Origin of the sequence: Weizmannia sp. FSL W8-1119 (assembly GCF_038008605.1) — a bacterium.
GTDB lineage: Bacteria > Bacillota > Bacilli > Bacillales > Bacillaceae_C > Weizmannia > Weizmannia coagulans.
Genome location: NZ_JBBOZL010000001.1, coordinates 1481196 through 1494471, shown reverse-complemented (window position 1 = coordinate 1494471; position 13276 = coordinate 1481196). Strand labels below are relative to the sequence as shown.

Genomic DNA, 13276 nt, shown 5'->3' with positions numbered 1-13276 from the left:
GCTGTTGTAAGATAATTAAAAATACTGAACGTGAACGAAGGAATAGTAGGCGGATTACCCCTGCGCAAGAGAGCGGCGCCCACAGGCTGAAAGGTGCTGCAGCAGGCGGCCTGCCAAACCTGCCTTCCGGGTCCCGGAAAACCGGGCGCAAAGCTTTGCGTTATCAAAAAAGAGCGGGGCGCAAGTGTGTCGCCCAAAAAAGGTGGTACCGCGAAAAGCAAGGCCTTTTCGTCCTTTTTACAGGGACGGGAAGGCCTTTTTGTTTACCCTTTTAGAAGGAGAGAAATGCCATGGAGAAAAACAGAGTCGTAGTAAAAATCGGAAGCAGTTCTTTAACAAATGACGCGGGGGAAATTGATGAACAGAAGTTTGCCGACCATATCGGCGCCCTTGCGGCATTGCGCAGAGCCGGGCATGAGGTGGTCGTCGTTTCATCCGGCGCTGTCGCGTGCGGGTTCCGGCTGCTCGGTTACCCGGCGCGGCCCGTCACGTTAAAAGGGAAGCAGGCTGCTGCTGCCATCGGCCAGAGTGTGCTCATCCAGCGGTACAGGGAAGCGCTTGGTGGTTACGGCTTAATACCGGCGCAAATTTTGTTAACCCGGAAAGACTTTTCCACAAAAGACCGGTACCATAACGCTTATTCAACGATAACAGAGCTTTTGCGCCGCGGCGTCATCCCGGTTATCAATGAAAATGATTCCGTATCGGTCTCAGAACTCACTTTCGGCGACAATGACATGCTGTCTGCGCTCGTCAGCGGGCTTGTCCACGCCGGGTACCTCATTATTTTAACGGATGTAAACGGGCTGTACAGTACAAATCCAAAATACGACCGTTGTGCACGGCGCATTGATTTTATCGATAACATCACGCCCGAGATGATGAAAATGGCTGGAGGCGCCGGTTCGAAAGCGGGAACCGGCGGCATGCTGTCAAAGTTGAAAGCCGCAAATACAGCGGTATCCCTCGGCGTCCGGGTGTTTATCGGTACGGGAAAAGGGCGCGGTAAACTCGTCAAGATACTCGAAGGAAAAGGGGACGGCACGTATATCGGAGCCGCCCGCCCGGCTGTAAAGAGCCGGAAACAATGGATCGCGCTGTTTTCGGAAAGTGCCGGAAAAATATACATTGACCGCGGCGCGGAACAGGCTTTGCTGCAAAAAGGGAGCAGCCTGCTTCCGGCAGGCATTCAAAAAATTTCCGGAACATTCCAAAAAGGCGATGTCGTGGACGTCTACGGCGCAAAAGGGCTGCTTGGAAAAGGGGAAGTGCTTTACGGTGCGGATGAGTTGTTGCACGTGCTCATGAAGCCTGGCGGGCGGGCAGCAGAAGAAGTCATCCACCGCGATCACTGGGTGCCTTTAAACAGAAAGGGGCTGGGTTAAATGTCTGAAGCCGCAGAAAAAGGAAAAAAAGCGAAGAATATCAGCATGGCGCTTGCCAAAAAGACAACGGAAGAAAAAAACAAAGCGCTTTTGGCGGTTGCCCGTGTTTTGCTTGAGGACCGGGAAACGATCATTTCCGAAAACAAAAAAGACCTCAGGAGCGGGAGCCGGGCGGGCCTTCCGGAAAATATACTTGACAGGATGATGCTTAACGAGAAGCGGATCCATGATATGTCAGAAGCGGTCCGGCTGCTTGTGAAGTTAAAAGATCCGGTCGGGGAAACAGTCGAAGAAATCAAGAAAGAAAACGGGTTGCTGATCCTCAAAAAGAAAGTGCCGGTCGGTGTCATCGGCATGATTTACGAAGCGCGCCCGAATGTTACGGCCGATGCTGCCACGCTTGCGATCAAAACGGGCAATGCAGTCATTTTAAGGGGCAGCTCGTCTTCCATCTGCTCAAATCAGGCGCTCGTCTCTTCCATTCACCGCGCATTGGCGGAGACAGGCTTTCCTGAAGATGCCGTTCAGCTCATCGAAGATACAGGCAGGGAGGCGGCAACAGAAATGTTCCACCTGCGCGATTATCTCGATGTGCTGATCCCGAGAGGAGGGAAAAAGCTGATTGATACCGTTGTCCGCGAAGCTTCCGTGCCGGTGATTGAAACCGGGGCAGGCAATTGCCATTTATATATAGACGAAACAGCACAGCCGGAAATGGCCGTCCGGATTGCAGTCAATGCAAAAACGCAGCGCCCATCCGTCTGCAATGCCATCGAAACGCTTTTAATCCATGCGCAGTGGCTCGCCCGACACGGCGAAAAGCTGCTTAGCGCACTGGCGGAAAAAGGGGTGGAGATTTACGGGGATGAGCCGGTGCAGAAAATTTTTCCGGCTGCAAAAAAGGCGGCGGAAGAGGATTGGTATTGCGAATACCTCGCGCTTAAAATCAGCGTCAAAACGGTCGAAGATACAGATGAAGCGATCCGGCACATCAACCGTTACGGCACAAAACATTCAGAGGCGATTGTAACAGAAGACGGGGCCCGGGCGGAACATTTCATGTCCATGGTGGATGCCGCCTGTGTGTACCATAATGCGTCCACCCGTTTTACAGACGGTTTTGAGTTTGGATACGGGGCGGAAATCGGCATCAGCACCCAGAAACTGCATGCCCGCGGTCCGATGGGGCTGGATGCCTTAACCTCCACAAAATATTGGATTTACGGGAGCGGGCAAATCAGGGAATGAATACAAAACGGCGCGGACAAATGGCCGCGCCGTTTTGTTCAAATGCTCCGGGCAATCGTTTGGTTAAAAAAACATTCCACATAACCCTGCCGCAATGCCGACCACAACACAGGAGGCGGCAACAAACAGAAGGATTTGTTTTGAAAACGACCGGCCAACCATGATTAAGGAAGGAAGGCTGACGGCCGGAAGCGTCACAAGCAGTGCGCTGGCCGGGCCTGTCCCGAGCCCGAAAGCCATCATCGTCTGGACAATCGGAATTTCAGCCGCTGTCGGGATGACAAACAGCATGCCGGCAAATGCAAGCAGGATCACCGCCGTGATGCTGTTTCCGGCATGCTGGCCGAATGCCGGAAACAGCCAGAAACGGGCCGCGCTTAACACAACAACCGAGAGCAAATAAGCCGGAACAAGATACAGGATCATATTTCCGGCGGCCTTTCCCCATCTCAGGAAAAAGGACCCGTTGTTTTCTCCGGCATCCGGCCCGAACTGGCGGATGTCCACCGGTTGTTCATTTTTCACGAGCCGGCCCGCCAGCCAGCTGACCCCGAACGTCATGATAAGCCCCGCCACGATGCGGAGAAGGGTAAATTTCCATGACAAGACAAAAGCCATGAAAATCAGCGTTGCCGGATTCAACATCGGGTTGCCAATCCAAAAGGCGAGTGCCGCAGGTGTGGACGCTTGTTTTTTGCGCAGCCCGACTGCAATCGGCGCAGCACAGCATGTGCACATCATGCCGGGAATGGCGCTCGCACCGGCAATAACCGTACTTCCAAATGACGTTTTGCCGAGCACTTTAAGTAGCCACGCAGAAGGCAGGAGCACCTGCACGAGCGAACCGAGCAAAATGCCGAGCACGGCCGCTTTCCAAACAGCCTGAAAATACGCGGTCACATATTGGAAAGTGCCATCCCATGAAAATGATGCCGATTTGCCCGGATCCCCGAGAATCGATGTACCGATGGAGTGCGTATGGGCGGCAAGCAAAGATTTCTCATAGTACGGCCACCATTTTACATAAAAAAGGCCTAATCCGGCAATAACGAGAAACAAAACGGCAAGCCAGGCCGCCTTTTTTCCGGATTGCTGTTCAGGTTTTGCTGTATGATTTACAACAGCCACGGCAACAACATCTCCATTTCTATGACAGTAAAATTTATACCAATTGTTAATGATAACATAATAAGGTGAAAAAATAAATGGCGAGTGATGCCAATGGCTGTCTCTTTTTTGGCATGGGGCTGCTGCGCTTTTTTATGCTCTCCCGTGAAAAATTTCACAAAAACTTCTGCCGAAAAAAACCCCCGGTTAAAACCGGGGGCGGGTTCAATCATTTTTTGCCCGGGTTAAAATGTCGATCAGCTTGTCTTTGTTCGGGTAATCAGAAGCTTCAAATAGCCCGATCGTCTTTCGCACATCGTAGGAAACGCGGACATTGGAAACCTGGTAATCGTGATCGCCAATTTCCACCATCGCATAAGAGGCTTTGGCGATCCCGTCAAACGGCAGGCCGACACTGCCGAGATTGACAAACGTTTTGCCATCAAACGTGCGGATAAACGGCAGGTGGATGTGCGCATATAAATAAATATCCGCGTCTTCCTGCATTAACTTCTCTTTCAACTTGCTGTTTTCGCTATCCGGTGGCACATTTTCAAACAAACTGTACGGGGTGGCGTGAAATCCGTGAATTTTAATGCCGCCGTATTCGTATTTTACCTCTTCGGGAAGCTGGTGCAGCGACTCCACTGCATTTTGTTCCATCCGGGAAACCGTCCAGTCCCGCTCCCGGTTCATCATTTCATAAGCCTTTTCCGGTACTTCGTTCATGCTGACGCCCCTGTACACCCATTCATCGGCATTCCCTTTAATCACTTTCGTTTTTAAAGCCATCACCATCTCATATGCCCGTTGCGGTTCAGGACCGCGAAAGCAAAGATCACCAAGGACAAAAATTTTATCGGCCCGCTTTTGTTCAATATCTTCCAGCACGGCTTCAAGCGCATGCGCATTGCCGTGGATATCGGATATAAATGCCAGTTTCAATGCGATCACCTCAAAAATTGGTTTCCTTTATTATACCATAACGGGTTGCGGGTTTATCCCGGCCTGCCTGGTTTCACCACTGAGGCCCGTTTTCAGCGCCCTCTGCAAGCGGGCGGAGCGGAAGAAAATGCAATTTGCCGCGAAGTGGTCTATAATGGTACAAGGATCAGACATGCTTTAAGAAAGGTCAGGTTGATGCAATATGGCACAATCAGAAAAAATAAAATTGACTTCACTGACGACAAAGGGCGGATGCGGATGCAAAATCGGCCCGGCGGATTTGCAGCAGGTGATGCGGACACTGCCACCGAGAGTCCAGGATCCGAATTTGCTGGTCGGGCTCGATACGAACGATGATGCTGGCGTTTACAAGCTGACGGATGATTTGGCGATCGTGCAGACAGTCGACTTTTTTACACCGATTGTCGATGACCCTTATGCATTCGGCCAGGTGGCGGCGGCAAACGCGGTCAGTGATATTTATGCAATGGGCGGCACGCCGCTGACTGCGCTGAATATCGTTGCTTTTCCGATCCATACCCTCGACAAAGCCATTCTTGCCGATATATTAAAAGGCGCCGGTGACAAGTGCAAAGAAGCGGGGGTAACTTTAGCCGGCGGGCATTCGATTGATGACCAGGAACCCAAATTCGGGATGGCGGTGACCGGCACGATCCACCCGGCAAATATCCGCACAAATGCAGGGGCAAAGCCGGGGGACAAGCTAATTTTGACGAAACCGATCGGGGTCGGGATTTTGACCACTTCCATTAAACGGGATTTGTTAACAGAAGAAGAAATCACACGCGTGACCAATGTCATGGCTACCTTAAATAAGAAAGCGGCTGAAATTTCCCGGGATTACACCATCCATGCTTCGACCGATGTGACCGGGTTCGGGCTTTTGGGCCATGCATCCGAAATGGCGCAGGGAAGCAAGGCAGGGCTCCGTATTTACAAAGACAAAGTGCCGGTGCTGCCGCGCGTGCGTGAACTGGCGGAAGCGGGCGCTGTTCCGGGCGGCACAAAAAATAATTTTGCCCATATTGAAAATGTCGTCGACTTCCCTGAAGGTATGGACCAAATAGATAAATGGATTTTAAGTGATGCGGTCACATCAGGCGGCCTTTTGCTTTCCGTTGCCGGCGATGAAGCGGAACAGCTGCTTGAAGAACTTGTAAAATCAGGGGTGGAAGCCAGCCTGATCGGCGAGGTTGTCCCGGAACATCCCGGCCGTATCAAAGTGCAATAGTCCCATCAGGAACCATTAGAAAGGCGGGAAATATTTGTTTCAAGACATTACCATTGAAGAAGCAAGAAAACGGATGGAGAAAAAGCAGCTCACATGGGTGGATGTCCGTTCCCCTTCCGAATACCGGAACGCAACGATTCCGGGGAGCGTGAATATTCCTTTATTTAATGATGAAGAACGGGCGGAAGTGGGGACAATTTATGCCCAAGCCGGCAACCGCGCTGCGAAAGAACGCGGGCTTGAAATTTTTTCGAAAAAGTTGCCCGGTTTTATCGAGGCTTTCCGTGAAATAGAAGGGGAAAAGGCGGTATTTTGCTGGCGCGGCGGTATGCGGAGCAAAACAGCGGCAACCGTTTTGGATCTGATGGATATTCATGCCTACCGGCTCCAGGGGGGCTACCGCGCCTACCGGAAATGGGTGACAGGCCTGCTTGAAAATATGGACTTTCATCCGGTTACGTATGTGCTGGGCGGCTATACAGGCACCGGCAAAACGTATATGCTCCGGGCGCTTGCTTCGGAAGGCTATCCGGTCCTTGACCTGGAAGGCATGGCCAATCACCGCGGCAGCATTTTCGGGGATATCGGCCTCAGCTCTCATAACCAGAAAACGTTCGATGCTTTGCTGGCAGAGCGCATTTTACAATTGAAAAATGCGCCGTATGTGCTGATGGAAGCGGAAAGCAAAAGAATCGGAAAAGTAGTGGTGCCGGAATTTTTGATGGAAAACAAAGCGCGCGGTATGAAGATTATGATTGAATTGCCGGTGGAAGAACGGGTCCGCAATATTTTGGATGATTACCGGCCGTGGGAGAACAAAGAAGCGTGCATCCGTGCCTTTCAAAGCATCAAAGAACGGATTCACACGCCGGTTGCAAAAGAAATCGAGAAAGATTTACAGAAGGAACGGTACCATGAGGCCGTAAAATGGCTGCTCGAATATTATTATGATCCAAGATATGACCATTCGCTCGGAATAGAGGAGACAGAAAGGGTGAAAACGATCCGCGCCGGACATACCGATGAAGCGCTCGGCCAATTAAAAGAAATGTTAAAAACAGCCGGCCTTCCGTTGCACTGAGCAATGGCAGGCCGGCCGTTTACATGTATCGCGGCGGATTTATTTGGATAGCCTTTTGGTTTTGGCTCGCGGGCATGCCCCGGTCAGCAATGACAATCTCTGCCTGCCATGCCCGGATAATAGCCGTGCATCATTCCCGGGGCCATGCCCATTCCCGTACCCGCATACCCGGGATAACCCGGCATTTGTCCATATCCGTAACCGGTGCCTGGGTAACCCGGCCCCATCGGCATCCCCATGTGCTGGCCGTACCCCGGCATGCCGTACATGCCCGGATACATCGAAGTTGCGGGATGCTGCCCCGGATACATTTGCCCAGCCGTCGGATATTGCCCTGCCAAACCGCCTGATGCTCCCATCTGGCCCATTTGCCCCATTGAACCGTAATGCATCATATCCATATCATCATCATAATAAGGCTGGCTTCCCCCTGTAAAGCTTCCAAAATGCCCTAACCCCTGAGATTGCGGATAATTTCCATATGTTTGTTCCATCTCAACCCACTCCTTTTCGGTGTTCAACATTAGAGTATGTAGATCAGGGCGCATGGTTATAGACATTTGCCCCAAAAGGTGAAAAAAATGCGGGCAGAAGCCTTATATAAAGATTTTACCGGGGTTTAAAATATGGTTTGGGTCAAACAGGTCCTTGATTTTCTTCATTGTGCCATAAGCGGGTCCGTGTTCTTCACGCTGATATTTTGCCTTTCCAATCCCGACGCCGTGTTCGCCCGTGCAGGTGCCGCCCTTTGAAAGCGCAAATGACACAATATGTTCATTTAACGACCGGGCCTGCCGGATTTCATTTTCATTTGCCATATCGATCATTAAAATGACATGATAATTGCCGTCGCCGACATGGCCGACAATCGCTCCGTCCATGCCCATTCTGTCAAGCGTTTTGCGCGTATCTTCAATGGCTTCGGGGAGGAAATGAATATTTCTACTTCTTATAATATACAAAAAATAAAGTGTTGGCAAAACCATTGGTCAAAAAGGGGGCAAAACTTTCGGCAGCGGAAAAAAGGCAGGTGCTTGGAAGAAATGCACAAATATTTACAAAAGTAAGCGTTTGCTTTAAACTGTATACTGTGTATATGTTTAAAACAGGCGGAAAAATATAGAAAAATAAGAGGGGAGCGGTTTTGAAAAGGTTTGAAAACAGGGTTGCGATTGTTACGGGTGCAAGCAGAGGGATCGGCAAAGCGGTTGCAGCCGCCTTTGCCAAAGAAGGGGCAAAAGTCTGTCTCGTTGACATTCATGAAAAGGCATTAGAAGAAACTGTAAAGGCTTTCAAAGAAACCGGTTACGATGTATTCGGGCAGCCGGTGGATGTGGCAAACCGCACGCAGGTGGAAGCGGCGGTTTCAGCTGTGCTTGGCAGGTATGGAAAGATTGATATTCTTGTCAACAATGCTGGCGTGATCCGCGATAATCTGCTGTTTAAAATGACGGACGAAGACTGGGATACCGTCATGAATGTCCATTTGAAAGGAGCGTTCCTCTTTTCAAGGGCCGTCCAGCAAAGCATGGTCGAAAACAAATACGGAAGAATCATTAATACCTCTTCCACATCCGCGCTCGGCAACCGCGGCCAGGCAAACTATGCGGCGGCAAAAGCGGGCCTTCAGGGCTTTACAAAAACGCTGGCCATTGAACTCGGAAAGTTTGGCATTACCGCCAATGCGGTTGCGCCCGGCTTTATTGAAACCGACATGACAAAAGCGACGGCTGAGCGGCTCGGCGTTAAATTCGACGACTTTATCGCATTTAACCAATCGATGATTCCTGCCGGCCGGACAGGAAAGCCGGAAGATATTGCAAACGCGGTCCTTTTTTTTGCGATGGAAGAATCATCATTCGTAAACGGCCAGGTGCTCTATGTTGCCGGCGGGCCGAAAGCATAAAGGAGGGGCGGGCGGATGTTTGAAGAACTGATTGGAAAACGGTCAAACCCGGTCCGGAATACGATCGAAAGGGGCGCTGTCAGAAAGTTTGCCGAAGCCATCGGTGATCCGCACCCTGTTTTTACAGATCCTGCTTTTGCGGCTGAAAAAGGGCTTAAAGCCAATATCGCCCCGCCGACATTCCCGGTCACGTTTGACTACGGAAAAATAGAAGGACTGGACCTCCCGAAAGCGGGCCTGATCCACGGGGAACAAAGTTTCGAATATAAACGGCCGCTTTATGTCGGAGAAGAATTGCGCTGCTATAGGGAAATTGAAAAATACCAGGAAAGAAAAGGAAAGCTCGGGCAGATGGGTTTCCTGTTTATCAAAAGCACGGCGGAAGACAGGAATGGGGAACTCGTAATGACCGCGACGCAAACGATTATTCTCTCTGAAACGGTCCGGAAGGGGATGAAAGGATGAGCCTCCGCGCGAAAAAACCCGGGGACAGACTGGAAAGCATTACACTGCCGCCGGTTTCAAGGCTGGACTTAATCAAGTACGCCGGTGCTTCCGGCGACTTTAACCCGATCCATACGATCGATGAAGCAGCAGAAAAAGCCGGTCTGCCCGGCATGATCGCCCATGGGATGTGGACAATGGGAAGTCTTGGAAAGCTGTTCACACCGTATGTTGGCGAAGGGTTCATCGAAAAATTCAGCGTGCGTTTTGCGGGCATGGTTTTTCCAGGCGACCGCTTGACACTGTCGGCAACGCTGAAAGAAGCACAAGGCGCCCAGCAAACGTATGAAGCAGTGGCGGCCAATCAGGATGGGGCAAAAGTAATCAAGGGCGAAATTGTATGGAGATTGTACGGGGAATAAAAAAATCCCGCCAGGTGCGGCGGGATTCCCCTGAATTATAATTCAAGCCATTCCGTATGGAAGATGCCTTCTTTGTCAACACGCTGGTACGTGTGGGCACCGAAGTAGTCGCGCTGGGCCTGTATGAGATTGGCAGGCAGCACTTCCGAACGGTATGAATCATAGTAGGCAAGCGCTGCGGACAAAGCCGGCACAGGCACGCCGAAGCGGACAGCTGTCGCGATGACCTCGCGCAGCGCATCCTGGTAGCTTTCAACGATTTCCTTGAAATACGGGTCAAGGAGCAGGTTTTTCAGATTGCGGTCGCGGTCGTACGCATCTTTGATTTTTTGCAAAAATTGCGCCCGGATGATGCAGCCCCCGCGGAAAATCATCGCGATTTCGCCGTAATTCAAATCCCAGTTATATTCTTCCGAAGCGGCCCGCATTTGCGCAAATCCCTGGGCGTAAGAACAGATCTTGCTCATGTACAACGCTTTTCTGACCGCTTCAATGAACGCTTTTTTGTCTCCTGAAAAAGCGGGTTTTTCAGGCCCTTTTAGCAATTTGCTTGCCGCTTTCCGTTCTTCTTTCATGGCCGAGATAAAGCGGGCGAATACGGACTCCGTAATCAATGGCAGCGGAACGCCGAGGTCAAGCGCGCTCTGGCTCGTCCATTTGCCTGTCCCTTTTTGGCCGGCCGTGTCCAAAATGACGTCGACAAGCGGTTTGCCGGTTTCTGGGTCTTTTTTTGTAAAAATATCAGCGGTAATTTCGATTAAATAGCTGTCGAGCTCGCCTTTGTTCCAGTCGGCAAAAACTTCATGCAGTTCATTCGCGCCAAGGCCGAGGATATTTTTGAGCAGATTGTAGGACTCTGAGATGAGCTCCATATCGCCGTATTCGATGCCGTTATGAACCATTTTCACATAATGGCCGGCACCATCCGGACCGATATAGGTTGTGCACGGTTCGCCATTTACTTTAGCAGCAATGTCTTTTAAAATCGGTGCAACAAGGTCGTATGCTTCTTTTTGCCCGCCAGGCATGATCGAAGGGCCTTTCAGCGCGCCTTCTTCGCCGCCTGAGACACCGGTGCCGATAAAGTGGATGCCGAGTGCGCTTAATTCCTTGTTGCGGCGCTGTGTATCTTTAAAGAAGGTGTTGCCGCCGTCAATCAAGATATCGCCTTTGTCGAGAAACGGTTTTAACTGCTCGATCGTGGCGTCTGTTGCTTCGCCCGCTTTGACCATCAGCAGGATTTTTCGCGGTTTTTCAAGCGAATGGACGAATTCTTCCATTGTAAAATAACCGAAAATATTTTTTCCTTCCGATTCTTTTAACATTTGCTCGGTTTTTGAACGGGAACGGTTGAAGACCGAAACGGTGTAACCTTTGCTTTCGATATTCCACGCAAGGTTTTTCCCCATGACGGCCAAACCGATGACGCCGATTTGCTGTTTTTCCAATGTAGACACCTCAACATGATTAGATTGTAAAGTCTTTCCTTTGCGCGCAGGTGGCTGCAAGCAAAATGGAAGTCTTACATTATTGTACCAAATATCCCCTGTTATTATAAAGAAAAAGACAGCCCGGCCGGAAAATATTTATATTTTCCGGGAAAGAAGTGTCCGTGTATACGATTTCCGATGAACCGGGACCTCCGGGAAAGCGCGCCTGTTGGGATTTTTTAAAGCTTACAGTATAATGGATAAAGATGCCGTTTGGCGGTTTTTAAGCAAAAGGAGGAAACGGGATTGGGCATTATTTTAGTCGAAATATGTGAAGGCAGCCTGATCAACACGATTGATGTGGAAGCAGAACTTGAATCCCGGTATCCTGAAGTTGCGGTGATTTCAAATGAATGCTTAATGGCGTGCGGCTTATGCACCTACAGCCCGTTTGCGATGGTGAACGGAAAAAGGATCTTTGCCAAAACGCCTGCGGCTTGCCTTGAAAAAATCAAAGCAGCAATTGAAACGGAATTAAAGAATCTGCCGTAAATGGTTCTCGTTTCAATTTGTTTTTTATATTATAATGTGGGATGGAGCATTCGGGATAGGGGGATAGCAGGATGGAAATTTGGACTGCGTTCAAATACAGCTGTTTATTGCCGGGAAAAAGGGCTGCTTTCCGCTTGAACAGGCTTCCGATGGACAAGGCGGTTTTGTATATGGTTCTGCTTGTTCTTGCGGTTTCCTGTCTGCATATCCCTGCGCTTTTAACCAGCGGATCCGTTAGCGGCCTGAATGCCATCCAATTTGTTTTTTATTTTCTGTTCGCTTATGTGCTCATTGTCCTGTGCGGCGTATTGGCGGGCATTTCCCTGCTCGCTTGCGCCGGATACGGGCTCAGGAAGCTGTGGAAAAGAAAACTGGCCTACCAGCATTTATGGAAAATGTCATGCTTTGCCATGACGGTCCCGTTTATTTTACATACAATCATTCATGAATGGGTTACGAAAAACGGCTTTGTTTCGGCTGTATTGCTGATCGGGTATCCGCTTATTTGTTTGGCGGCGATGATCCTCCACTATCCGGAAACAAAGAGTCGGCATGTAAGCAGCAAAGAAGGAGAAGAACATGGCTGAAAAGACAATTTTACAAGACTTGCGTTCACTCATTTACCCGCGTGAAATTCTGGAAGATGAACCGTTAAGCAAATATACGTTTACAAAAACGGGGGGGAAAGCGGATATTTTGATTTTTCCCGAGACATATGAGGAAGTGCAGAAGACGGTCCGTTTTGCTTCTCTGAACGGCGTGCCGTATACGATCCTCGGCAACGGCTCCAACCTGATCATCAAAGACGGCGGCATCAGGGGGATTGTGCTGATTCTGACCAAATTAGCGAAAATATCACATACAGGCAATGACATTACAGCCCAGTGTGGTGCAGCCATTATCGATGTATCGCGCTATGCTTTAAAGCAAAATCTGACAGGGCTTGAGTTCGCCTGCGGGATACCGGGATCTGTCGGCGGTGCGCTGTATATGAATGCGGGGGCGTATGGCGGGGAGATCAAAGACGTTCTGAAAAGCGCGCTTGTCCTGACCAAAACAGGCAAGATGAAAAGGCTTGAAAAAAGCGATTTGTCCTTCCAGTACAGGAAAAGTTCCATTGCGGAGAACGGGGAGATTGCGCTTGAAGGGACGTTCAGCCTGAAGCCGGGCGACGCACAGGAGATCAAAGCCAAAATGGATGAGCTGACTTATCTCAGGGAATCCAAGCAGCCGCTTGAATATCCGTCGTGCGGCAGCGTGTTTAAAAGGCCGCCCGGCTATTTTGCAGGGAAACTGATCCAGGACAGCGGGCTCCAGGGGAAACGCATCGGCGGCGTCGAGGTTTCGACCAAGCATGCAGGATTTATGGTGAATGTTGGCGGCGGAACGGCAACGGATTATATGAATTTGATCAAGTTTGTCCAAAAAACGGTAAAGGAAAAATTCGGGGTGGACCTCGAGACAGAAGTGAAAATTATTGGGGAAGATTAAAAAACATCCCGGT

At 50.2% G+C, this 13276-nt stretch carries 16 protein-coding genes; 10 read left to right on the top strand and 6 right to left on the bottom strand.

All coding sequences use genetic code 11. The annotated features are described in order from the left end of the window. The first annotated feature begins 290 nt into the window (after positions 1 to 290). Together proB and NSQ19_RS07195 are read left to right on the top strand one after the other, a co-directional pair. Positions 291 to 1385 (top strand): glutamate 5-kinase, encoded by a 1095-nt coding sequence (gene proB / locus NSQ19_RS07200; protein ID WP_029142589.1) that lies wholly within the window; start codon positions 291 to 293, stop codon positions 1383 to 1385. Further along, complete coding sequence (locus NSQ19_RS07195) at positions 1386 to 2633, top strand: glutamate-5-semialdehyde dehydrogenase (RefSeq protein ID WP_029142588.1); 1248 nt, start codon at positions 1386 to 1388, stop codon at positions 2631 to 2633. It abuts the gene before it with no gap. A gap of 63 nt (positions 2634 to 2696) precedes the next feature. On the opposite strand, the gene NSQ19_RS07190 is transcribed toward NSQ19_RS07195, so the two are convergent. Genes NSQ19_RS07190 through NSQ19_RS07180 form a run of 3 tightly spaced genes read right to left on the bottom strand, consistent with a single transcriptional unit; the run spans position 2697 to position 4685 of the window. Continuing rightward, on the bottom strand, positions 2697 to 3761 hold the full coding sequence (locus tag NSQ19_RS07190) for a permease (protein WP_017550431.1): 1065 nt from the start codon (positions 3759 to 3761) through the stop codon (positions 2697 to 2699). After that, positions 3749 to 3973, bottom strand: coding sequence for a hypothetical protein (locus NSQ19_RS07185; RefSeq protein WP_340702636.1), 225 nt, complete (start codon positions 3971 to 3973; stop codon positions 3749 to 3751). Before NSQ19_RS07185 ends, NSQ19_RS07190 begins: the two co-directional genes overlap by 13 nt. Further along, positions 3966 to 4685, bottom strand: a complete 720-nt coding sequence (locus NSQ19_RS07180; RefSeq protein WP_061566391.1) for a metallophosphoesterase family protein — start codon at positions 4683 to 4685, stop codon at positions 3966 to 3968. Before NSQ19_RS07180 ends, NSQ19_RS07185 begins: the two co-directional genes overlap by 8 nt. 202 nt (positions 4686 to 4887) lie before the next feature. Here NSQ19_RS07180 and selD point away from each other — a divergent pair, with 202 nt between their 5' ends. Continuing rightward, positions 4888 to 5937 (top strand): selenide, water dikinase SelD, encoded by a 1050-nt coding sequence (selD, locus tag NSQ19_RS07175; protein ID WP_017550428.1) that lies wholly within the window; start codon positions 4888 to 4890, stop codon positions 5935 to 5937. 34 nt (positions 5938 to 5971) lie between these two features. Further along, positions 5972 to 7018 (top strand): tRNA 2-selenouridine(34) synthase MnmH, encoded by a 1047-nt coding sequence (gene mnmH / locus NSQ19_RS07170; RefSeq protein WP_340702635.1) that lies wholly within the window; start codon positions 5972 to 5974, stop codon positions 7016 to 7018. Positions 7019 to 7101: 83 nt separating this feature from the next. On the opposite strand, the gene NSQ19_RS07165 is transcribed toward mnmH, so the two are convergent. Both NSQ19_RS07165 and NSQ19_RS07160 read right to left on the bottom strand, forming a co-directional pair. After that, the gene (locus tag NSQ19_RS07165) at positions 7102 to 7512 is read right to left on the bottom strand and encodes a hypothetical protein (RefSeq protein ID WP_258921549.1); all 411 of its coding nucleotides are present in this window, start codon (positions 7510 to 7512) and stop codon (positions 7102 to 7104) included. 102 nt (positions 7513 to 7614) lie between these two features. Beyond that, positions 7615 to 7980 (bottom strand): FAD-binding oxidoreductase, encoded by a 366-nt coding sequence (locus tag NSQ19_RS07160; protein ID WP_445684489.1) that lies wholly within the window; start codon positions 7978 to 7980, stop codon positions 7615 to 7617. Between the two features lie 182 nt (positions 7981 to 8162). On the opposite strand from NSQ19_RS07160, the gene fabG reads away from it, so the two are divergent. Genes fabG through NSQ19_RS07145 form a run of 3 tightly spaced genes read left to right on the top strand, consistent with a single transcriptional unit; the run spans position 8163 to position 9790 of the window. Next, positions 8163 to 8924: a 3-oxoacyl-ACP reductase FabG gene (fabG, locus tag NSQ19_RS07155; RefSeq protein WP_340702634.1), complete on the top strand. Its 762-nt coding sequence runs from the start codon at positions 8163 to 8165 to the stop codon at positions 8922 to 8924. A gap of 15 nt (positions 8925 to 8939) precedes the next feature. Then, a complete protein-coding gene (locus tag NSQ19_RS07150) occupies positions 8940 to 9389 on the top strand; it encodes a MaoC family dehydratase N-terminal domain-containing protein (protein WP_013859401.1) in 450 nt (149 codons plus the stop codon). Then, positions 9386 to 9790, top strand: coding sequence for a MaoC/PaaZ C-terminal domain-containing protein (locus tag NSQ19_RS07145; RefSeq protein WP_340702633.1), 405 nt, complete (start codon positions 9386 to 9388; stop codon positions 9788 to 9790). The genes NSQ19_RS07150 and NSQ19_RS07145 overlap by 4 nt, the downstream gene beginning before the upstream one ends. Before the next feature lie 35 nt (positions 9791 to 9825). On the opposite strand, the gene gndA is transcribed toward NSQ19_RS07145, so the two are convergent. Continuing rightward, positions 9826 to 11238: an NADP-dependent phosphogluconate dehydrogenase gene (gndA, locus tag NSQ19_RS07140; protein ID WP_340702632.1), complete on the bottom strand. Its 1413-nt coding sequence runs from the start codon at positions 11236 to 11238 to the stop codon at positions 9826 to 9828. Between the two features lie 288 nt (positions 11239 to 11526). Between gndA and NSQ19_RS07135 the strand changes: the two genes are divergently transcribed. From NSQ19_RS07135 to murB, 3 genes are all read left to right on the top strand, one after another. Continuing rightward, positions 11527 to 11772 (top strand): DUF1450 domain-containing protein, encoded by a 246-nt coding sequence (locus tag NSQ19_RS07135; RefSeq protein ID WP_013859398.1) that lies wholly within the window; start codon positions 11527 to 11529, stop codon positions 11770 to 11772. 71 nt (positions 11773 to 11843) lie between these two features. Next, the gene (locus tag NSQ19_RS07130) at positions 11844 to 12359 is read left to right on the top strand and encodes a DUF1189 family protein (protein ID WP_061566394.1); all 516 of its coding nucleotides are present in this window, start codon (positions 11844 to 11846) and stop codon (positions 12357 to 12359) included. Further along, complete coding sequence (gene murB, locus NSQ19_RS07125) at positions 12352 to 13263, top strand: UDP-N-acetylmuramate dehydrogenase (protein WP_017554294.1); 912 nt, start codon at positions 12352 to 12354, stop codon at positions 13261 to 13263. The genes NSQ19_RS07130 and murB overlap by 8 nt, the downstream gene beginning before the upstream one ends. The last annotated feature ends 13 nt before the right edge of the window (positions 13264 to 13276 follow it).